Source organism: Bradyrhizobium daqingense (assembly GCF_021044685.1).
GTDB lineage: Bacteria > Pseudomonadota > Alphaproteobacteria > Rhizobiales > Xanthobacteraceae > Bradyrhizobium > Bradyrhizobium daqingense.
This window is the reverse complement of the sequence record NZ_CP088014.1, coordinates 6406212-6425604: the sequence shown is the minus strand read 5'-3', so window position 1 is coordinate 6425604 and position 19393 is coordinate 6406212. Positions and strand designations below refer to the sequence as shown.

Genomic DNA, 19393 nt, shown 5'->3' with positions numbered 1-19393 from the left:
CTGATTCGCAGCCGAGACAAGGAGCAAGACCCGAATGCCCATGGACGCCCACGATATCGAGGCGATGATCAAGGCAGCAATCCCCGATGCCGAGGTGACCATCCGAGACCTCGCCGGCGATGGCGACCATTATGCCGCGACCGTGATCTCCGAATCCTTCCGCGGCAAGTCCCGCGTCCAGCAGCACCAGATCGTCTACCAGTCCCTGCAGGGACAGATGGGTGGCGTCCTGCATGCGCTGGCGCTGCAAACCGGGGTCCCTGGCGGACCCGGGGTGCCCGGCACCTGATCCAAGCTCCTGCAGGGGGACGATGATGGCTGCGGAGAATCCTCGCGGCGCGATGTTTCGCGTCATCACGCCGAACCAGCACAGCCGCGTCACCAATGTCGAGCTGTTCTTCGACCTCGTCTTCGTCTTCGCCGTCACGCAGGTCTCACACACGCTGCTGCACCATTTCACGCCGCTCGGAACGGTGCATGTCGCCGTGCTGTTTCTCGCGGTGTGGTGGGTGTGGGTCTTCACCGCCTGGGTCACCAACTGGCTCAATCCCGAGCTGACACCGATCCGCATCCTGCTTTTTGCGATGATGCTAGGCGGCCTCGTGCTGTCGACGACGATCCCGACCGCCTTCGAGGGGCGGGGCCTGTGGTTCGCGATCGCCTACGCGACCCTGCAGGTCGGACGTACCGCGTTCTGGATGTTTGCAACCCCGCATCACCGGACTGCGGTGCGGCACAACGCGATCCGCATTCTGGCCTGGTTCTCCGTCTCGGCGGTGTTGTGGATCGCCGGCGGCTTGTCCCAGGGAGAGACGCGGCTCTGGCTGTGGATCGCGGCTGTGATTTGGGAGTACATCGCCCCCGCGGCACGGTTCTGGGTGCCGAAGCTGGGCTTCTCGTCGGTCGAGGCCTGGGCCGTCGAAGGCGCGCACATGGCCGAGCGCTGCTCTCTCTTCGTCATCATCGCGCTCGGCGAAGCCATCATCGTCAATGGCGCAACATTCGCTGAGCTGGAATGGACCGCAAGCAATATCCTCGCTTTCATCTCGGCGCTGGTCGGCGCCATCGCGATGTGGTGGATCTATTTTCACAGGGGTGCCGAGGCCGGCTCCGAGCGTATCTCGAGATCGGCCGAATCCGGCCGCCTGGCGCGGCTCGCCTACACCTATCTGCATACGCCGATCGTCGCCGGCATCATCCTGACCGCAGTCTCGGACGAGCTGGTGCTGAAGCATCCGGCCGGACACTCGGACATGCGCACGATCGTGAGCACGATCGGCGGCCCCTTGATTTTTCTGGTCGGCACAATCCTGTTCAAGCACGCGATCCGCGGCTTCCTCCAGCTCTCGCACGGCGTCGGCATCGTGCTGCTGCTGGCGCTGAGCTGGTTCGCCTCGGACCTGTCGCCGCTCTGGCTCTCGGTCGCGACCACGATGATCATGATCGTGGTGGCGGTGTGGGAATCGGTGTCGCTGGGGGCGGCGCCGGAGGAAGCGAAGGGGCATTGAGCCCCCGCCGGTTACTGCGCCACCTCCAGCGCGTGCACCGAGAACATCCCGGCTGCATCCGTCCAGCTCTCGCGCGCGCGCCAGCCTGCGCCCTGCGCCAGCGCCGCAAACCGTTCGATGCTGTATTTGTAGCTGTTCTCGGTGTGGATGCTCTCGCCCGGGCGGAACGAGAAGCTGGTGCCGAGCAGGCGCACGGTCTGGCTCTTCTTGCTGATCAGGTGCATCTCGATACGGTGCCGCTCGCGATTGTAGATCGCGCGATGGGTGAAGGCGGAGAGGTCGAAATTGCCGCCGAGCTCGCGGTTGATGCGCACCAGCACATTGAGGTTGAAGCGCGCGGTGACGCCGGCGGCATCGTTATAGGCGTCGTGCAGCACTTTCTCGTCCTTCTCGAGATCGGCGCCAATGATCATCTGCGCTCCGCTACCGAGGATCTTGCGGGCGCTCTTCAGGAAGGCTTGCGCTTCCTGCGGCTCGAAATTGCCGATGGTCGAGCCCGGGAAGAAGCCGACCTTGGGCATGGATGCGACTTGCCTCGGCAGCTCGAACGGCGTCGTGAAGTCGGCCGCGACGGGATAAATGCCGAGCGAGGGGAAATCCCGCTTCAGGCCGTTCGCCTGTGCCTTCAGGAAATCGCCGGAGATGTCGACGGGGACATAGGCCGCGAATCTACAGTGGCCGAGCAGCAGGCGGACTTTCGTGGTGGCGCCGGCGCCGAACTCGACCAGCGCCGCATGCTCAGGGATGATCTGCGCGATCTCGCCGCCGCGCTCTCTCAGGATCGCAAGCTCGGTACGCGTCGGATAATATTCCGGCAGCTTCGTGATCGCCTCGAACAGCTCCGACCCGGCCGCATCGTAGAAAAATTTCGGCGACAGCTTTTTCGGCTGCTGCGAGAGGTCCGCGATGGCCTCGCGGGCGAAAGCGGTGGTCTGCTCGTCGGGGAGATGGGCTTCGGCCAAAGCGCTGGCGTGCACATTCATGATACTCTCCTGAACGCGCTGTCCGGCGCGCATTTGTCGTCGGATTACTCGTAGTCGGCGAGCCGCAGCCCCGTGAACTGCCAGCGGTGGTGCGGATAGAAGAAGTTGCGATAGGTGATACGGCTGTGCCCTTCCGGGGTTGCAAGCGAGGAGCCGCGCAGCACCAATTGATTGATCATGAACTTGCCGTTGTATTCGCCGAGCGCGCCCTCGACGGCGCGATAGCCGGGGTAGGGGGAGTACGAAGATCGCGTCCATTGCCAGACGATGCCGAACGCGTCATTGAGCTGGTTCGCGCGCGCGGCGACCTCCCATTCCATCTCGGTCGGCAGGTGTTTGCCGGCCCAGCGGGCATACGCATCCGCCTCGTAATAGCTGACGTGGCAGACCGGCGCGTTCGGATCGACCGGCTTGAGGCCGGCCAGCGTCATCACATGCCATGCGCCATCAACCTCGCGCCAATAGCCCGGGGCCTGCCAGTCTTCCTTGCTGGCCGCGGCAAAGCCGTCCATCAGCCACAGCGTTGCGGTCCGGTAGCCGCCATCCTGCATGAAGGCGAGCCATTCGGCGTTGGTGACGAGGTGCCGTGCGAGCTTGACCGGGCCGACCAGTGCGCGATGGGCAGGCTTCTCATTGTCGAAATGGAAGCTGTCATCGACGTGGCCGACGGTGTGAATGCCTTCGTTGAGTGTCAACCAGTCATCGCCGCCGCGCGTTGCGACCGGGAAGCGCCATTCGGGCTCATAGGCCGGGTAGACCGGATTCTGCGCGAAGGCGTGCAGGATGTCCGTGAACATCAGCTCCTGATGCTGCTGCTCGTGGTTGAGCCCGACCTCGACCAGCGGCGCGATCTCGCGCAGCTTAGCCGCGTCAGACTCGCGGAAGAATTTGACGACGGCGGCATCGATATATTTGCGATAGGCGCCGACTTCGTCCGCGCTGGGCCGGGTGATGTCACCGCGATGGTTGCGGGCATGACGCGGGCCGGCGCTGACGTAATAGGAATTGAACAGGAACGCGAAATCGGGGTGGAAGGGCCGGTAGTCGGGACAGTGCTCGCCGAGCAGGAATTGCTCCCAGAACCAGGTGGTATGCGCCCGATGCCATTTCGCCGGGCTCGCATCGGGCATCGACTGAATCTGCTGGTCCTCCGGCGACAGTGGCGCCGCTCGGCGCTCAGTCTCATTGCGAACGTTGAGAAACGCGTCTTCCAGCCGCCAGGCGAGGTCGCCCGGGTGGGAGGAAAGTGACGAATGAGGGGCGGCCGTAGCGGAGGCTGGTTTCGTCACGTTTTTCTCCAGACAGGACAAGAGAACGTTGTTGGCGTTCCCCGGTTCCAAAACCAGGGTTCGTCCTAGATAGGGGCTCCGGTACGGTATGAAAGTCCTCTCCGGCGATGATATTAACGTCATCAGCCTATGGACCTGGCGGGCTCCAGACCGTCCATGGGAGGTGCGTCGCCGCCATTTTACTTTGGATGCACAACGGTTTGGGCTACATATATAGCCAGATATCGGGTTAAATCGGCTGGGCCGGCCCGAAGCGATCGTCGAGGCCCCAAAAGGACACGGATATGAGCATCCAGGAATTCATCGCCAACGAAGTGAAGTCGAACGACGTGGTTCTGTTCATGAAGGGCACGCCGCAATTTCCGCAGTGCGGTTTCTCCGGCCAGGTCGTCCAGATCCTCGACCACATCGGCGTCGGCTATAAGGGGCTCAACGTCCTCGAATCCGCCGAGCTGCGCAACGGCATCAAGGAATATTCGAACTGGCCGACCATTCCGCAGCTCTATGTGAAGGGCGAGTTCGTCGGTGGCTGCGACATCGTCCGCGAGATGTTCCAGGCCGGGGAATTGCAGCAGCTGTTCACCGAGAAGGGCGTCGTCGTCGCGGCTTGATGAGGTGACCGTGGTGACGCGCCAGGTTGAAGGCGCCGAGCTCGAGGTCATCATTGCCGACATCACCACACTCGGCGTTGACACCATCGTCAACGCCGCCAACACGTCGCTCCTTGGCGGGGGCGGCGTGGACGGCGCGATCCACCGGGCCGCCGGGCCTGAACTCGTCGCGGAATGCCGCATGCTGCACGGCTGCAAGACCGGCGACGCCAAGATCACCGGGGGTTATCGGCTCAAGGCCGCGCATGTGATCCATACCGTCGGGCCGGTCTGGAAGGACGGCACGCTCAGCGAGGACGATCTGCTCGCCTCCTGCTATCGCCGCTCCATGGAGCTGTGCGGAAAGCACGAGCTGACCTCGGTGGCATTTCCGGCAATCTCGACCGGCGTTTACCGCTTCCCTGCCGACCGAGCGGCCGATATCGCCGTGCGGACGGTGATTGAGGGGCTCTCTGTCGCTCCCTCCGTTGCTCGCGTGATATTCTGCTGCTTCTCCGAGCCGAGCGCCAAGCTTCATGCCGAGGCGCTCGCGCGACACGGCAGCCCTTGTGCCTGATGGCGCCGCCGGTACACTCCGCCGGACCATGTTCCGGGGAGGGGATATGATTTCACATTCTGGACTGCGTGCGCTGCTCTGCGGCGCGCTGGTGTCTCTTGGTGCAATGTCGTTCGCGCGGGCGGAGGGAACCTACGAGATTCCGGCCGGAGCGCGTTTCAATCAGGACAAGCTCGCCAAGATCAGCGAATTCTTCAAGAACGAAGTCGCGACCGGCAAGATTGCCGGAGCCACCGTGCTGATCAAGCAGCACGGCAAGGCGGTCTACCACGAGGCCTTCGGCGTGCAGGACGTGGTCAGCAAGGCGCCGATCACCGACAAAACCATCTTCCGCCTGTTCTCGATGACCAAGGCGATCACCTCGGTGGTCGCGATGCAATTGGTCGAGGACGGCAAGATCAAGCTCGATGATCCCGTCTCGAAATACATCCCGTCCTTCGCCAATGTGAAGGTCGGCGTCGAGAAGAAGGCCGAGGACGGCAGCAAGTCGCTCGAGCTGGTGCCGCCGAACCGGCCGATGACCGTGCTCGACCTGATGCGCCACACCTCCGGCATCACCTATGGCTTCTATGGCGACAGCCTGGTGCGCAAGGCCTATCGCGAGGCCAACCTCTATGCCGGCGATTACGACCTCGCCGAGTTCGCCGAGCGCATCGCAAAATTGCCGCTGCACAACCAGCCGGGCGCGCTCTGGCAATACGGTCATTCCACCGACGTGCTGGCGCGTGTGATGGAGGTCGCGGCCGGCAAGTCGCTCATCGACATCATGCGGGAGAAGCTGCTCGATCCCCTGGGCATGGTCGATACCGGCTTCTTCGTCACGGCCCCCGAGAAGCAGAAGCTGCTGGCGCAGCCGGTGCCGAACGACAGTGATTTCCGGGTCGGCCGGATCAACGATCCCACCGTCGCAAAGAAGATCCAGTTCGCCAGCGGCGGCATGGTCACGACCATGGCCGACTACGAACGCTTCGCGCAGATGCTGCTCAACGGCGGCAGCCTCGACGGCAAGACCATCCTCAAGCCCGAGACATTCACGCTGATGACGACCGATCAGGTCGGACCGGGCTCCGGCGTCGATCGCGATTACTTCTATTTCCCCGGCGACGGGTTCGGCTTCGGTCTCGGGCTCGCCGTGCGTACCGGTCCCGGCAACGCAAAGCCGCCGCCGCCCGGCAATCTCGGCGAATTGAAGTGGGATGGCGCCTCCGGCTGCTATTTCGTCATCGATCCCAAGCAGGACATGTTCTTCGTCCTCCTGGAGCAGACGCCGACCGAGCGCCAGCGCGTGCAACGGACATTGAAGCAGCTCGTCTATGAAGCCATGGAGAAGTGAAATGTTCGGGCGCCGCGCCCTGGTCGCGGCGCTCGTTCTTCTGTTCGGCATGGTCGGTGCGCATGCGAGTTCGGAGAGCGCTACGCGCAAATTCTCGGCCGAAGGCCTGGCAAAGGTTTCCGATTACATCCGAAACGAGGTCGCCACCGGCAAGATTCCCGGCGCCATCCTGCTGCTCCAGCAGCACGGCAAGCCGGTCTATTACGAGAATTTCGGCGTCCGCGACGTCGCGACCCAGCTTTCGATGAGCGCGGACACGATCTTCCGGCTCTATTCGATGTCGAAGCCGATCACCTCCGTCATGGCGATGATGCTGGTCGAGGAGGGCAAGCTCTCGCTCGATGATCCCGTCTCGAAATTCATACCCGCCTTCGCCCAGATGAAGGTCGGCGTCGAGAGGAAGGCCGAGGACGGCAAGGCGACGCTGGCGCTCGAGCCGCTCGCGCGCCCGGTCACCATCAAGGATCTGCTGCGCCACACCTCGGGGCTGCCTTACGGCTATCATGGCGGCGGCTTGGTGCGCGAGCTCTATGCCGAGGCCAATCTTTTCCAAAGCAATCTCGGCAATGCCGACTTCGCCGCGAAGATCGCGACGCTGCCGCTGGCCGAGCAGCCGGGTACGGTGTGGGACTATGGCTTTTCCACCGACGTGCTCGGCCGCGTCGTCGAGGTCGCTTCGGGAAAGACACTGCTCCAGTTCGAGAAGGAGCGGCTGCTGGATCCGCTCGGCATGACGGAGACGGCGTTCTTCGTCGCCGATCCCGCCAAGTTTCCGCGCATCGCCGAGCCGATGCCGGCTGATCGCAACATCAACCCGACCACACCGATGCGCGACATCAGGCGGCCGCTGAAATGGGAATCAGGCGGCGGCGGTATGGTCGGCACGATCGGTGACTACGCCCGTTTCGCGCAGATGCTGCTGAATGGCGGCACGTATGAGGGACGGCGTTATCTCAAGCCCGAGACCATCGCGCTGATGGCGTCCGATCACGTCGGGCCTGAGACGAAGATCGCGCGCGAGCATAGCTATTATCCCGGCGCCAATTCCGGCTTCGGCCTCGGCTTTGCGGTGCGCACCTCCGTGCCCACGGGCACGTCATGGCCGCTTGGCGAGTATCGCTGGGACGGCGTCGGCGGCACGTTCTTCTTCATCGATCCCGAAGACGATCTGTTCGGGATCTTCATGGTGCAAACGCCGTCGCAGCGCGGCCGGATTCAGCTCGATCTGAAGACGCTGATCTATCAGGCGATGGGGCGATAGACTGTCGTTTTGACGCGTTTTCTTTACGCGAACCGGTATCCACTTCGCTCGAAAACGCTCTGATTACGCCCCGCGCACGATCTCGCGGACGTAACTGATCGTCTCCTCGATTTGGCCCGCATCCACGTCGAGATGGGTGCAGGCGCGGATGCGGCCGTCCATCATCGCAAGCGTGACGCCGCGCTGGCGCAGCGCTGCGACCATCTTGTCGCCGGCAATGCCGGCGCCGTCGGGCCTGAAGAACACGAGATTGGTCTCGGGCTCCTGGACCTCGATGCCCGAAATCTGCGACAGCCCGCGGGCGAGTGCGCGCGCATTGGCATGATCGTCGGCGAGGCGCTCGACGTGGTGGTCGAGCGCGTAGATGCAGGCGGCGGCGCAGATTCCGGCTTGCCGCATCGAGCCGCCGAGCCGCTGCTTCCACTGCCACACCGCGTCGATGAAGGTGCGCGAGCCGGCCAGCACGCCGCCGATCGGCGCACCGAGGCCCTTGGAGAAATCGATCCAGGCCGAATCCCATCCCGCTGTCATGTCGCGCGGCGAGATGCCGCTCGCCACCGTGGCATTGAGCAGGCGCGCGCCGTCCATGTGGGTAATGAGGCCGTGCTGCTTGGCGATCGCCACGATCTCGTCGAGCGCGGCCTTCTTCCAGATCGTGCCGCCACCGATATTGGCGGTCTGCTCGACGCTGACGACGGTCTGCGGCGGCTGGTAGCGCGTGCGCGGACGCAGCGCCTTGCGGAACGTCTCCGGCGTGAACTGGCCGTCGGGGCCCTTGAGCTGCGTGACCTGGAAGCCGCCGATCGCCGCATGCGCGCCGCCTTCGCGGGCGATGATGTGCGCGGTCTCATGCGCTAAAATCTCGTCGCCGGGGCGGCAATGCACCAGCGTCGCGGTGACGTTGCACATCGTGCCCGAGGGCATGTAGACCGCCGCTTCCTTGCCGAGCAGATCCGCTACGCGCTCGCACAGCGCATTGACCGTCGGATCGTCACCGACCTGCTCGTCGCCGACCTCAGCCCGCGCCATCGCTTCGCGCATCGCAGCCGTTGGCCTCGTCTGCGTGTCTGATAGCAGATTGATGCGCACCGGCGGCGCCTTGGGATCGACCGGGGGAGGGGTGTAGAGCATGGCCTGTCTCATTCTCTAGTCGAATAGCTGCGGTCTGATGTGTTGCGCGCCATGAAGAATGGCGCGGATTTCAACGTGGTCGGGTTGCACCGTGTAGAAGATCAGGTGGGATTGGAAGCGGAAACGTCGATGGCCTACCGCGAGCTCATCCACTTGCTGGCCGATCAGGGGAAAGTCGGCGAGCAGCTCGAAGGAACGGATCAGCCCTGCGTAATAGGCTTCCGCCTGGTATTTTCCGAACCGGCTCTCGGTGAAGTCGTAGATGTCGATTAGATCGGCTCGGGTACGCTCCGATAACCGGTACTCAGCCATGGCGGCGTTGAGCAACGCGTAGACGCGCGGCAGCGAGAATGTCGTCCGGAGAGTCCGAGGTAAAACTGTTGCATTCGGGCTGAGCGAACAGAGCTTGATATCGGCGAACCTGCTCGTCGCGGGGCAGCTTGGCCCATGCCTCAACCTCCGCCTCGCTAGGCGTGGCCGATGGGGTGATGTTGGCGAGCTGGTCAGTCGTCTGGGACATCGACGGCACGTTATCACAACAAAAAGGCCCCGGAAACCGGGGCCTTTGAATGTCGATCTACTGAGCCTATCAGCGCGAATAGAATTCGACGACCAGATGCGGCTCCATCTGCACCGGGAACGGCACGTCGGAGAGGCCGGGGATGCGGGTGTACTTCGCGGTCATCTTGCCGTGGTCGACTTCGAGATAGTCGGGAACGTCGCGCTCGGGGAGCTGGCTGGCTTCGAGCACGTGAGCGAGCTGCTTGGAGGCTTCCTTGACCTCGATCACGTCGCCGACCTTGAGCTGGTAGCTCGAGATGTTGACCTTGCGGCCGTTCACCTTGACGTGGCCGTGGTTGATGAACTGGCGGGCAGCGAAGATCGTGGAGACGAACTTGGCCCGGTACACGACCGCGTCGAGACGACGCTCGAGCAGGCCGATGAGGTTCTCGCCGGTGTCACCCTTGAGGCGGCTCGCCTCGACATAGATGCCGTGGAACTGGCGCTCGCTGATGTTGGCGTAATAGCCCTTCAGCTTCTGCTTGGCGCGCAGCTGCACGCCGAAGTCGGAGAGCTTGCCCTTGCGGCGCTGGCCATGCTGGCCGGGGCCGTATTCGCGGCGATTCACGGGGCTCTTCGGGCGGCCCCAGATGTTCTGGCCCATACGGCGATCGATCTTGTACTTCGCCTCACTGCGCTTAGTCATCGCGTCCTCTTCGGTTGCATGGTTTGAGGAAACGCGCCCTCCTGTGTGACGGGATGATCCCGGCACCGACAGGTCCGATCCCCAAAGCTTAAGGGAGTGGACCACGGGTCGCGAAACGCTTCGCGGGCCGAAATCGGCCCGCGAGCAGGCGGCTTTTAGGGGAGTTTGGGGTTCGATGTCAATGAGAGCGGCCCTAGAATCAGGTCCGGACTGCTCGGATCGGCTTTGGCTCGGCCGCCCGCAATTCGGCAGCGATTTCAGTGTTCAGGACCTGTTCCAGGCGGGTCAGGACCCTCGCGATCGGGGCTGCGTCGGTGACACGATGATCCCAGCGGATCACGACATGGATGGTCTGGTCCGCCTCGACCGTCCCGTAGCTGAGGATGAAGGGGCCGGGGGTGATGGGGTGGAGCTCGCCACCGCCATAGGCGGCGACCGAGCTGACCGCGAAGCTGCCGAACCAATTGCCGCGCTGGCGGCCGAAATTCAGCCCCACCGCCCAGGACAGGCGCCGCAGCGGTAATGGAAGGCGGGTCGCCCGCATGATCTTGCGGAACATGGGAACGTCCCCGACCGGCGCCGTCTTGGCGCGCCGGATCTCGGCGTCGACCGCCGACAGCGCCATCGCGTCGGGGGCGGCGATACGCTGTGGGATGACGCATTCCTCGCCATCATCGACCCGGGCAATCGCCACCAGCGCCACGCTCTTGGGCAGCTCATAGAGGGCCGGCCAAGGCCATTTGGCGTAGACGGTACGCAGGACCGGCTCATCCCTGGCCACGAGGGCAAAGGCCTTGACGAACATCGCCGCCCAGCCCGCGGGTGCGGTTGCGCTGGCGCGGGCCTCCAGGACAGGGCGGATGTCGAGCGGGCGGGATAGCGAGACGAAAGGCACGCCCATCGAGGCATGCATGAGGTCGCAAATCAGACGGCGCCGCAGCGAAATGGTCTTGGGCGTCCCGCGCATTGGTCTTTCGGTTCCGGGTCAAAGATCAAAATATGGGCAGCGAGCGGGGCCCGCCCGCTCGCTCTAGCACGAACCAACCCGCTTGGGGCCGGTCGGTTCGCCGCAATCAGGGCGCCGGCGAGGCCAGCGGCTTGGACTTGTCGACGACGTAAACTCCAAGCACTTTCATGGACTTATCGCCATGAGCCTTGGCATCATGCACGACGCCTGCCGGGATCTGGTAGGAATCACCTGCTTTCAGGGTTTTCTCTGGCTGCCCATCGATGAGGAGGGTCAGCTCTCCTTCGAGCACGTAGCCGGTCTCGATGCCCGGATGGGTATGGCGTCCGGCGGCGCCGCCTACCGGGACTTCGGCGATGGCCGTGATGGTGTTGTAGCCATCCGGAAATTCGACTTTCTGGAGCGGGGTACGCTTGATGCCGGGCTGCTGGGCGAAGGCGGCAGCGGCAAGGCCGGCGAAGGCAATAGCGAGCAAGGTCTTTTTGAGCATTGTTTCCTCCCTGGAGCCGCTGACCCTAGCAGCGTCGCGGTTCCCGGCAAGGCCGTGCTCAGCCGTTCAGCGCTTGATCCCGGCGAACGCTGTCATGATGCCGCGCTGGAACAGCGACCAGTCGAAGCCGAGCGCGATGGCGCGGTAGCCGCGGTCGATCAGGGCGTTGGCCTGGTCGGCAGTGCGGGCGACGCCGCCGATCGGCACGCCGCTTCTGAGGATGCCGGCCTCCGCGCGGGCGACCAACTCCAGCAATTCAGGATCGTCCATCCGGCCGCGCTTGTTGATGGAGGTGGCGAGGTCGCCGGGGCCGATCACCGCGACGTCGATGCCGGGCGTCGCCATGATCTCGTCGATGCGATTGACGGCATCGACATGCTCGATGGTGACCATGCAGATCATCTCGTCATCGGCGCTCGCCATGTAATCCGGCATCGACTGACCCCAGCGGAATGGCGCATGGAAAGGACCCCAGAGACGATCGCCGCGCGGCGGGTAGCGGACGCTGCGCACGGCCTTTTCGGCGTCGGCGCGGCTCGTGATCATCGGGAAGTTGATGCCGAACGCGCCGATGTCCATCGGCGCCTTGGCAAGCCACGGCTCGTTCGCGGCGATCCGCACCAAGGGCGTGCACGGCGTGCCCGTGGTCGCGGCGATCATCGCATGGGCTTCGGTCAATCCGATCGGGCCATGTTCGAGATCGACGATGATCCAGTCCAGCGAGCGCGCCATGATCTGCACCATCTGCACGCTCGGAATGGTCGCGATCGCGCCGAAGGCGGGGCGGCCCTCGCTCCACAATTGGCGGAGACGATTGAGCGGCTTTGCGGGGACCGACATAGGATGACCTGCGCAGATATGACGACGGCGGAGCCTAGCAGCGCGCCGCCGAGGCGCAAAGGTCAGGCCACGGCGCGACCGCCGAAGAACGGCGTCAGCGTGGCGCTGAGGCCATGCACGCGGTTCGAGGTGAAGATCATCGCGGCGCGGTCCTGCGCGGTGCCGCCGATCCGCGGGCCGAGCAGGTCCGAGACGCGGCGGGCGATCGCCGGCGCGGGGTCGATCCAGTCGACCGTCCAGGGCGCGAGCTTCTTCATGCGGTCGAGCAGCAGCGGATAGTGCGTGCAGGCGAGCACCACCGTGTCCGTGCGCGATGTCGCATCCGAGGCCTTGCCGACGAAGCAGGGAGCGAGCTCGGCGAGGATGGCCTCGTCGCTGATCGACCTCCCGCTGAGCTCGGCTTCAGCCAGCGAAGCAAGCTCGGGCGAGCCGACCAGCGTCACCTCGCAGCCCTGCGCGAAGTCGCGGATCAAGGCCTTGGTATATTCCCGCTTCACCGTGCCCTTGGTGCCGAGCACCGAGACGCGGCGGCTCTTCGACTGCGCACAGGCCGGCTTGATCGCCGGCACCGTACCGACGAAGGGCAGGGAATAAGCAGCCCGCAGGTGCGACAGCACCAGGGTGGATGCCGTGTTGCAGGCGATGACGACGATATCAGGGTCATGCGTGCCGATCAGCTCTCCCATCAACGGCACCACACGGGCGATGATCTCGTCCTCGCTGTGGTGGCCGTAGGGGAAGAAAGCGTCGTCGGCGACATAGACGTAATGCGCATCGGGGCGCGCGGCCACGACCTCTCGGAGCACCGTGAGCCCGCCAAGGCCGGAATCGAACACCAGGATGGTCGGAGAATTGGTCACGTTACTACCCTAGCCCACCATGGTTACCATTCGGTTTTTAGGGCGATTTTGCGGCGGGGCCGGCTAAGGGCCGGTTTGGAGAGGCTTGAATGCGCTGCCACGATCCGCAAAAGTCCGGGGAGGCCGGCAATCACGAAAGATGATGCGGCGTCACAATCGTCCAGTTTGCGCGGGCAGGAGGCCTCATGCTCACCGTCCATCACCTCGGCAAGTCTCAGTCCGAGCGTATCGTCTGGCTCTGCGAAGAGCTCGGCATACCCTATGAGCTGAAGCGCTACACCCGCGATGCTAGGACCATGCTGGCACCGGCCGAGTACAAGGCGCTGCATCCGGCCGGCACGGCGCCCGTCATCACTGACGGTGATCTGGTGCTTGCGGAATCCGGTGCCATCGTCGACTACATCGTTGCGAAGTTCGGCGCCGGCCGAATGTGATCAGATATCTCGGCCGCATCGGCGACCGTCCGGCCTATCGGCGCGCGTGGAGAAGGGCGACCCGGGCATGGCGCTGTTGTTGAGCTGAGCTGAGGTCACGCGATCCTGTTCGTGGTTGCCGCTCGCTCGCTGGCGAGCTGCTTCTGCAGGCGGTCGATGTTTTGCAGGAGGCGCTGGCTGGTCAGCACCAGGAAGTAGTAGCCGAATTGCGGGTCCTGGAAGTAGATCTCGAGCAGCCGGTCATAAGTGATCGTCAGCACCTGGCCGTCTTCGATGCATTCGACCGTTCCCGTGCGCCGGTTGTCCGGCGTGAGGAAGCCGAGTTCGCCCATCAGCGCTCCGGGGCCGATCTCGACGTTGATCTCCTTGACCAGGAACTTGCCGGTGACCGTGAGGAACATTTCCTTCGCGGGGTCGCGCAGCTTGAACAGCGTATCGCCGCGGCGATATTTTCGCTCGGTCATGAACGGCTTGAGCCACTCGATCGACATGTCGCCTTCGGTCGCATGGCGCGCTTTCTTGACCAGCTTGAGCATCTGCCGCAAACGCAGGGCGTTGATTGGAAGCAGCAGCAGATAGAGCAGGAACGTCGCGACGTTGGCGGTGAGCGCGCCGAAAACGGCGAAGAACGCACAGCCGACCATGTTGGCGACGCGCAGAGGCACCATCGTCCGCATCAAGAGGGTGGCGACGAAGAAGCCGGCGCCGACCGCAGCGAACAGATTGGCGAAGGTGATGTTGTGGATGAAGATCTCCAGCAGCCGGTTGAAGATCGCATCGTAGGTGACGTTGTTGGGATCGAGACCCATCTGGACCAGGATCTTCGCGATCCTGAGGTTGTCCGTCGCCGCATCTAGAATGCGGTCGAGGATCGACGAAATGTCTGCGCTGCCGGACGGCATGGTACTAACCCCGCGTAAGGCCTTCAGTCTTGGTCGGTATGCTCGACACGTATAGCCGAAATCGAGTGACGGCCGTCTGAAATGAAGCCTTCGGCCGCCATGTCGCAAGAGGCAAATTCTAGCCTGATCGGGCGTTTCGGCAATTGCTCGTTGGTTGCGCGTCTGGCTGCAGCGCGGGCGTGATTCGGGCGGGCTTCGGCGTTGCGAATATGGCTGGATACCCCAGACGGGGCGTTAGCCGATCTTTGCCTTATGGCTTGCTGGCGGGCTGCATGACCTGCTGCTCGACAAGGCTGAGACGTCCGGGCAGCGAGCCGGCGCGCAGCAACATGGCAACACTGTTGGCCTCTTCCAGGGTGAAGTTGCCTGAGATCTGGCCGGAGCCGCCGGTGATGGGCTCGCGGATCACGGGGGCGGAGATCACCTTGTCGTCGAGCGCGATGGCAAAGGGCATTCCCACGTTCTCTGCCGTGAGGTGGGCGAAGCGCCGCGCACCGCGGCCGTTGAAGCGGAACGAAGCGATCGGTTCCTTCGTTTCGCCCATGAATCCCGGTCCCGCGTAGCTGATGTCGTCGCCGTCCAGCGCGCTGGCCTTGACGAGATAGGAAAACTTGTCCTTGAAGCCGAGCATGACTTCGGCGCCGGCCGGAGGCGTGCCGGCTTGCGCCTGCTCCGCCGACATCGTGACATCGATCAGGCGGAAGCTGACCGTGATCTTCTTGGCGAAGACCGCGGTGATGCGCTCGGGCTCCATCATGCCGGGCAGGAAGATGCGGATGCGGTCCGTTCCTTCGGGCTGGACGCTGGCCAGCGTGACACCGGCGTCCTTGAGACGCTGTTCGATCATGGCGATGGAATCCTCGACGAGATCGCGCAGCCGTGCGGCGGATGCGGCGTCGGTCGGCGCGAGCCTGATCAGCCCGTCGCCGGCGTCGGTCACGGCGAGCGCGTGCGTGGGCAATCCCTCTGCGGCCGAGGCGAGCTTGCGCGTGAGCAGTTGGCGGCCCTTCGCGTCCGCGATCTTGACGTCGACGCCGCCGTCGCGGATCGCAAGGCCGGAGAAGGCGATCCGACCCTCGCGCAGGGTCTTGTAGACGTCGTCGCGCAGGTCGGTGACGACCGCCTCCCGCAGTCCATCGGCATCCACCCTGTAGATGATGCGCGATCCGCCCAGCTTCTCCATCTTGTCGGTAATGAATGCCGCGACTTTGGCGCGCATCTTGTCGAGCTGGCCGTCAGCGGCGAATGTTGCGGAGGGCATCACGAACGCGGATGCGATGGCGAACGCGGCGATCAGCCGTGTGATGCGGTTCCGCGGGGGCGTCGTCATGATGACCTCAAGTCTTGCGGCAGGGCGCTGGCGCGCGAATTCAGTGCCAGTTCTTGGTCCCCCGACCGGCCGCGCAGGTTCAACCGGCGCAGGCGCCAGGCAATGGACGAACGCCAAATCATCCATCATTCTGTCCGCGCTCGGCCGGCCATCGGTCGAGGCCTCGCCGCACCAAAATGTCAAAAGACAGGGCGAGGACATGCATCTGAGGGAGGACGGACTTTCATGGCGGGTATCCACGCGCTCGATCGGCTCATCGGCAACGACTATCCGGATCTCTCGACGGACGCGGAGGTGCGCGCCTTCGAGCAGGTTCCTTACGCCGACCGCATTGCCGCCGAGAGCACCTATGACGCGATCAGGCTGGGCGCCGAGCGCAATCCGGATGGCGCGGCAATCCAGTTCCTGCAAAATGCAGATCCCGCCGACACGCCGGCCGTGGTCACGTACCGCGATTTTATCGCGCGCGTCACGCAGGCCGCCAACATGTTTCACGCGCTCGGCGCGGAGAAGGGCGACGTCATCAGCTTCATGCTGCCGCTGGTGCCCGATGCCTTCGTGACGCTGTTCGGCGCCGAGGCCGCGGGCATCGCCAATCCGGTCAATCCGCTGCTGGAGCCGCACCAGATCGCGGAGATCCTGGAGGCCGCGGACACCAAGATCCTGGTGGCGCTCGGACCGATGCCCGGCACCGACATCTGGCAGAAGGTCGAGCAGATCAGGCCGCAACTGAAGCACCTCAAGGCGATCGTGCAGGTGTTCGGCGGCGGTGGTCCGTCGAAAGGCATCTTTGCGTTCAGCGACCTGATCAAGCAGCAGCCCTCGGACCGGCTCATCAGCGGACGCAAGATTCTCGGCAGCGACATCGCAGCCTATTTCCACACCGGCGGCACCACGGGCACGCCAAAACTGGTGCGGCACACACATACCAACCAAGTCTATCAGGCCTGGGCGCTCAATCTGCTGCTGAAGGCGAAACCAGGCGGCAATCTGCTGTTCGGCATGCCGCTGTTTCACGTCGGGGGCTCGTTGACGCAAGTGCTGCTGACGCTGTCGAGCGGCGGGTCGCTGGTCGTGCTGTCGCCGAGCGGCTGGCGCAATCCGAATGCGGTGAAGAACATCTGGCAGCTCGTCGAGCGCTTCAGGCCCGAGGCGCTGTCGAGCGTGCCGACGGTGCTCGCCGCCACGCTCGCGGTGCCGCCGGGCAATGCGGACATCTCCAGCCTGAAATATGCGGCCGGCGGCGGCTCGGCGATTCCCGTCGCCGTGGGCTCGGCGATCCAGGACAAGCTGAAGCTGCCGGTGGTCGAGGTCTACGGCATGACCGAGACGTCGAGCGTGCATACGCTGGCCTATCCGTCGCGGCCGATCCGGCTCGGCTCGGTCGGCCTTCCCATGCCTTACGCGCGCGTACGCGTCGTGCAGCTCGATGCCGATGGCCGCCTGATCCGCGACTGTGCGCCCGACGAAATCGGTGTCGTCATCATGGCCGGGCCCGGCGTCTTCGGCGGTTATCTCAACGACGAGCACAATAAGGGCGCTTTCGTCGACGAGATCTGGGTCAATTCCGGCGATCTCGGCCGGCTCGACGCCGACGGCTATCTCTGGATCACCGGCCGCGCCAAGGATCTCGTGATCCGCGGCGGCCACAACATCGATCCGGCGCCGATCGAGGAGATCATGTTCGGACATCCCGCCGTCGGCTTCGCCGCGGTGGTCGGCCAGCCCGATGCCTATGCCGGCGAATTGCCGGTGGGGTATGTGCAATTGAAGCCGGGTGCGACCGTCGAGTCGGGCGAGCTCGAAGCCTGGGTGCGCGAGCGCACGCCCGAGCGCGCCGCCGTTCCGGTGCAGGTCATCCCGATCAATCCGATGCCCGTGACGGGCGTCGGCAAGGTGTTCAAGCCGCAGCTGCGCTGGGACGCGGCGGAGCGCGTGTTCACCAAGGTGCTGGCGCCGCTGGTCGAGCGCGGCATCGATTGCAAGGTCAAGGTCGGCGCGCATGGCAGCCACGGATCGATCGCGACCGTGACGCTTGCCGGCCTGCCGGCGGATCAGCGCGAGGTGATTGCGGGCGAGGTCCACGCGCTGCTTGCACCGTTCGTGATGCGCCACGAGGTGGTTTTCGCCCAACCGGCATCGTCGAGCTTGTAGGGCCGATGGGGCCGCGCACAGCGTGGCCCTATCGCTACGGAATGGGTGACGGCTGCTGCTACCCGCGGATTGCCGCATTGGCCTGCTCAGCCGCGCCCGTCATCGCATCCTTTGCCGGTTTCGCCCCGTTGACCACTTCATTGACGCCGATCATGAAGGCGTCGAGGATCAGTTTCGATTGCGGATGGAAAAGAATTGCCTTGGCCCGATGGACATCCGCATTTTGCAGATTGGTCAGCGCTGCTTCGGCGGCCTCCGCGCCGAATGCCGCCTTGAAGCCTTCGCTGGACCACGCCGACACGCGTGTGGTGGCCAGCCCCGCTGCGGCGGTCTGGAGCGATGTCGGCTTGCTTGTCGCCCAGAGCAGGAACAGGAAAGCTGCCCGCTTGTGTCGTGATTTGGAATTGATGCAGGCCTGCCAGTGTGACATGAAGGGAACGGGCGCGCGACCGGCAAGATGCGGGAAAGCTGCATACCCAGCGTGCTTCGCCACACGGCTCTTTGCTGGATTGGAGATGTCGGTCGCGAAGTTGCTGCTGTCGATTGCCATCGCGGTCCTGCCCTGCAGGAAATCATCCAGCACGTGGTACCATTCATAGCTGCCAGCGCCGAAAGGTCCGGCCTGGCTCAGCATCTGTCCGTACATCTCGACAGCCGCGATAGCCTCCGGACTGGCGAAAGCGGCCTTGTTGTCCTTGACCAGGGCTCCGCCATACGAGAACACGAAGGCCAAGGCCGGTGGACAGGAATTGAAGCTGGCCTGGGCCCGCATGGCGATCCCGGACATCTCGCCGGTCTTGGCCGCCTTGGCCGTCGCAAGCAGCTCTTCGAATGTCCGGGGTACCGGCAGGTTCCTGGCCGCCAGCGCATCCTTGTTGATGAACAAGGTCATCGCCTCCGAGGTGATCGGGACGCCGTAGCGTTCGCCATCGGACCACAGCGGGAAGCCGCGTGCTGTCTTGAGCAAGTCATCCTCGTGATACCAGGCCAGATCGGTCAGCGACCTGTTGGAATAATAGCTGCCCAATGGCTCGAGCCATCCTGCCGAGATGCCTTGACCATAGGTCGTGAACATGAAGACGTCGGGCGTGCTGCTGCCACGCGCGAGTCTGATCGGCAGAGCGCCCATGAACGTGGTTTCCGACTGGAAATCGGCGTCTACCGTGATGCCTGTGAGCCTGGTGAACTCCGGCAGCAGCGGAGTGATCGCATTCGACCAGGGATGGATCGCACCCGCGAGCGTGATCGTCTGCCCTGCAAACTGCTTCCAGTCGATCGACGCATTTGCGTAAGCCGCAGCGGTATCCTGGGCAAGGCTCCAGCGCGGCAGCGCGGTCAGAGCCGGCAGGACTGCGCCGGCCGCCAGTCCCTTGACGAAACTGCGTCGGCTCGCCGGACTGCGACGGTCCGATGAGTTTTCGTCCCGCGCCATTTTGATGCTCCTTGAACAACCAAGGGCATTCAACCATAGCACGCGCGCGGGACCGTATCCCTGCGACATTGCAGCCTTGGCCACCGCCGTCGCCCGATGAATGCC

Annotated in this window: 19 protein-coding genes and 1 pseudogene; 8 read left to right on the top strand and 12 right to left on the bottom strand. The window is 64.1% G+C overall.

The features are described from left to right. Window positions 1-34 precede the first annotated feature (34 nt). Both LPJ38_RS30745 and LPJ38_RS30740 read left to right on the top strand, forming a co-directional pair. Window positions 35-289 (top strand): BolA/IbaG family iron-sulfur metabolism protein, encoded by a 255-nt coding sequence (locus tag LPJ38_RS30745; RefSeq protein ID WP_060736517.1) that lies wholly within the window; start codon window positions 35-37, stop codon window positions 287-289. A gap of 25 nt (window positions 290-314) precedes the next feature. Continuing rightward, on the top strand, window positions 315-1508 hold the full coding sequence (locus tag LPJ38_RS30740) for a low temperature requirement protein A (protein ID WP_167520277.1): 1194 nt from the start codon (window positions 315-317) through the stop codon (window positions 1506-1508). Window positions 1509-1519: 11 nt separating this feature from the next. On the opposite strand, the gene egtD is transcribed toward LPJ38_RS30740, so the two are convergent. Continuing rightward, window positions 1520-2491, bottom strand: coding sequence for an L-histidine N(alpha)-methyltransferase (gene egtD, locus LPJ38_RS30735; RefSeq protein WP_167520232.1), 972 nt, complete (start codon window positions 2489-2491; stop codon window positions 1520-1522). 44 nt (window positions 2492-2535) lie between these two features. Continuing rightward, window positions 2536-3831 (bottom strand): ergothioneine biosynthesis protein EgtB, encoded by a 1296-nt coding sequence (gene egtB / locus LPJ38_RS30730; protein WP_167520231.1) that lies wholly within the window; start codon window positions 3829-3831, stop codon window positions 2536-2538. Between the two features lie 233 nt (window positions 3832-4064). Here egtB and grxD point away from each other — a divergent pair, with 233 nt between their 5' ends. Genes grxD through LPJ38_RS30710 form a run of 4 tightly spaced genes read left to right on the top strand, consistent with a single transcriptional unit; the run spans window position 4065 to window position 7541 of the window. Then, window positions 4065-4391: a Grx4 family monothiol glutaredoxin gene (gene grxD, locus LPJ38_RS30725; protein ID WP_008564203.1), complete on the top strand. Its 327-nt coding sequence runs from the start codon at window positions 4065-4067 to the stop codon at window positions 4389-4391. A 4-nt stretch (window positions 4392-4395) separates the two neighbouring features. Then, window positions 4396-4947, top strand: coding sequence for an O-acetyl-ADP-ribose deacetylase (locus tag LPJ38_RS30720; RefSeq protein WP_145628561.1), 552 nt, complete (start codon window positions 4396-4398; stop codon window positions 4945-4947). 46 nt (window positions 4948-4993) lie between these two features. Then, entirely contained in the window at window positions 4994-6280 is a 1287-nt protein-coding gene (locus LPJ38_RS30715; protein WP_167520230.1) for a serine hydrolase domain-containing protein, read from the top strand. 1 nt (window position 6281) lies between these two features. Further along, a complete protein-coding gene (locus LPJ38_RS30710; RefSeq protein ID WP_167520229.1) occupies window positions 6282-7541 on the top strand; it encodes a serine hydrolase domain-containing protein in 1260 nt (419 codons plus the stop codon). 63 nt (window positions 7542-7604) lie between these two features. On the opposite strand, the gene LPJ38_RS30705 is transcribed toward LPJ38_RS30710, so the two are convergent. The 7 genes from LPJ38_RS30705 to murI all read right to left on the bottom strand — a co-directional run bounded on the left by LPJ38_RS30705 (window position 7605) and on the right by murI (window position 13036). Then, entirely contained in the window at window positions 7605-8672 is a 1068-nt protein-coding gene (locus LPJ38_RS30705; protein WP_145628556.1) for a threonine aldolase family protein, read from the bottom strand. A 15-nt stretch (window positions 8673-8687) separates the two neighbouring features. Next, a complete protein-coding gene (locus tag LPJ38_RS30700; protein ID WP_231088452.1) occupies window positions 8688-8999 on the bottom strand; it encodes a type II toxin-antitoxin system RelE/ParE family toxin in 312 nt (103 codons plus the stop codon). Between the two features lie 262 nt (window positions 9000-9261). After that, complete coding sequence (gene rpsD / locus LPJ38_RS30695; protein WP_008564227.1) at window positions 9262-9879, bottom strand: 30S ribosomal protein S4; 618 nt, start codon at window positions 9877-9879, stop codon at window positions 9262-9264. Between the two features lie 199 nt (window positions 9880-10078). Next, a complete protein-coding gene (locus LPJ38_RS30690) occupies window positions 10079-10846 on the bottom strand; it encodes a 2-oxo acid dehydrogenase subunit E2 (RefSeq protein WP_145628550.1) in 768 nt (255 codons plus the stop codon). A 106-nt stretch (window positions 10847-10952) separates the two neighbouring features. After that, window positions 10953-11336 carry a cupin domain-containing protein gene (locus LPJ38_RS30685; protein ID WP_145628547.1) on the bottom strand — a complete coding sequence of 128 codons (384 nt, stop codon included), beginning with the start codon at window positions 11334-11336 and terminating at the stop codon, window positions 10953-10955. A gap of 66 nt (window positions 11337-11402) precedes the next feature. Next, complete coding sequence (locus tag LPJ38_RS30680; RefSeq protein ID WP_145628544.1) at window positions 11403-12176, bottom strand: HpcH/HpaI aldolase family protein; 774 nt, start codon at window positions 12174-12176, stop codon at window positions 11403-11405. A gap of 62 nt (window positions 12177-12238) precedes the next feature. After that, a complete protein-coding gene (gene murI, locus LPJ38_RS30675) occupies window positions 12239-13036 on the bottom strand; it encodes a glutamate racemase (protein ID WP_145628541.1) in 798 nt (265 codons plus the stop codon). 185 nt (window positions 13037-13221) lie between these two features. On the opposite strand from murI, the pseudogene LPJ38_RS30670 reads away from it, so the two are divergent. Further along, window positions 13222-13467 (top strand): annotated as a pseudogene (locus tag LPJ38_RS30670) (glutathione S-transferase N-terminal domain-containing protein); the annotation flags it as partial. Window positions 13468-13565: 98 nt separating this feature from the next. Here the strand turns inward: LPJ38_RS30670 and LPJ38_RS30665 are convergent. Next, on the bottom strand, window positions 13566-14372 hold the full coding sequence (locus LPJ38_RS30665; protein WP_060736509.1) for a Crp/Fnr family transcriptional regulator: 807 nt from the start codon (window positions 14370-14372) through the stop codon (window positions 13566-13568). A 250-nt stretch (window positions 14373-14622) separates the two neighbouring features. Continuing rightward, on the bottom strand, window positions 14623-15702 hold the full coding sequence (locus LPJ38_RS30660) for a SecDF P1 head subdomain-containing protein (RefSeq protein ID WP_145628539.1): 1080 nt from the start codon (window positions 15700-15702) through the stop codon (window positions 14623-14625). Window positions 15703-15927: 225 nt separating this feature from the next. Here LPJ38_RS30660 and LPJ38_RS30655 point away from each other — a divergent pair, with 225 nt between their 5' ends. Further along, the gene (locus tag LPJ38_RS30655; RefSeq protein ID WP_145628536.1) at window positions 15928-17856 is read left to right on the top strand and encodes an acyl-CoA synthetase; all 1929 of its coding nucleotides are present in this window, start codon (window positions 15928-15930) and stop codon (window positions 17854-17856) included. Between the two features lie 58 nt (window positions 17857-17914). On the opposite strand, the gene LPJ38_RS30650 is transcribed toward LPJ38_RS30655, so the two are convergent. Further along, window positions 17915-19288 carry an ABC transporter substrate-binding protein gene (locus LPJ38_RS30650; RefSeq protein ID WP_167520228.1) on the bottom strand — a complete coding sequence of 458 codons (1374 nt, stop codon included), beginning with the start codon at window positions 19286-19288 and terminating at the stop codon, window positions 17915-17917. Window positions 19289-19393: the final 105 nt, after the last annotated feature.

Coding starts and splice junctions, on each gene's coding strand:
- LPJ38_RS30745 (WP_060736517.1), top strand. CDS start 35: ATGCCCATGGACGCCCACGATATCGAGGCGATGATCAAGGCAGCAATC.
- rpsD (WP_008564227.1), bottom strand. CDS start 9,879: ATGACTAAGCGCAGTGAGGCGAAGTACAAGATCGATCGCCGTATGGGC.
- LPJ38_RS30650 (WP_167520228.1), bottom strand. CDS start 19,288: ATGGCGCGGGACGAAAACTCATCGGACCGTCGCAGTCCGGCGAGCCGA.
- LPJ38_RS30680 (WP_145628544.1), bottom strand. CDS start 12,176: ATGTCGGTCCCCGCAAAGCCGCTCAATCGTCTCCGCCAATTGTGGAGC.
- LPJ38_RS30715 (WP_167520230.1), top strand. CDS start 4,994: ATGATTTCACATTCTGGACTGCGTGCGCTGCTCTGCGGCGCGCTGGTG.
- LPJ38_RS30665 (WP_060736509.1), bottom strand. CDS start 14,372: ATGCCGTCCGGCAGCGCAGACATTTCGTCGATCCTCGACCGCATTCTA.
- LPJ38_RS30685 (WP_145628547.1), bottom strand. CDS start 11,336: ATGCTCAAAAAGACCTTGCTCGCTATTGCCTTCGCCGGCCTTGCCGCT.
- LPJ38_RS30690 (WP_145628550.1), bottom strand. CDS start 10,846: ATGCGCGGGACGCCCAAGACCATTTCGCTGCGGCGCCGTCTGATTTGC.
- LPJ38_RS30655 (WP_145628536.1), top strand. CDS start 15,928: ATGGCGGGTATCCACGCGCTCGATCGGCTCATCGGCAACGACTATCCG.
- grxD (WP_008564203.1), top strand. CDS start 4,065: ATGAGCATCCAGGAATTCATCGCCAACGAAGTGAAGTCGAACGACGTG.
- LPJ38_RS30710 (WP_167520229.1), top strand. CDS start 6,282: ATGTTCGGGCGCCGCGCCCTGGTCGCGGCGCTCGTTCTTCTGTTCGGC.
- egtD (WP_167520232.1), bottom strand. CDS start 2,491: ATGAATGTGCACGCCAGCGCTTTGGCCGAAGCCCATCTCCCCGACGAG.
- LPJ38_RS30660 (WP_145628539.1), bottom strand. CDS start 15,702: ATGACGACGCCCCCGCGGAACCGCATCACACGGCTGATCGCCGCGTTC.
- LPJ38_RS30740 (WP_167520277.1), top strand. CDS start 315: ATGGCTGCGGAGAATCCTCGCGGCGCGATGTTTCGCGTCATCACGCCG.
- LPJ38_RS30705 (WP_145628556.1), bottom strand. CDS start 8,672: ATGCTCTACACCCCTCCCCCGGTCGATCCCAAGGCGCCGCCGGTGCGC.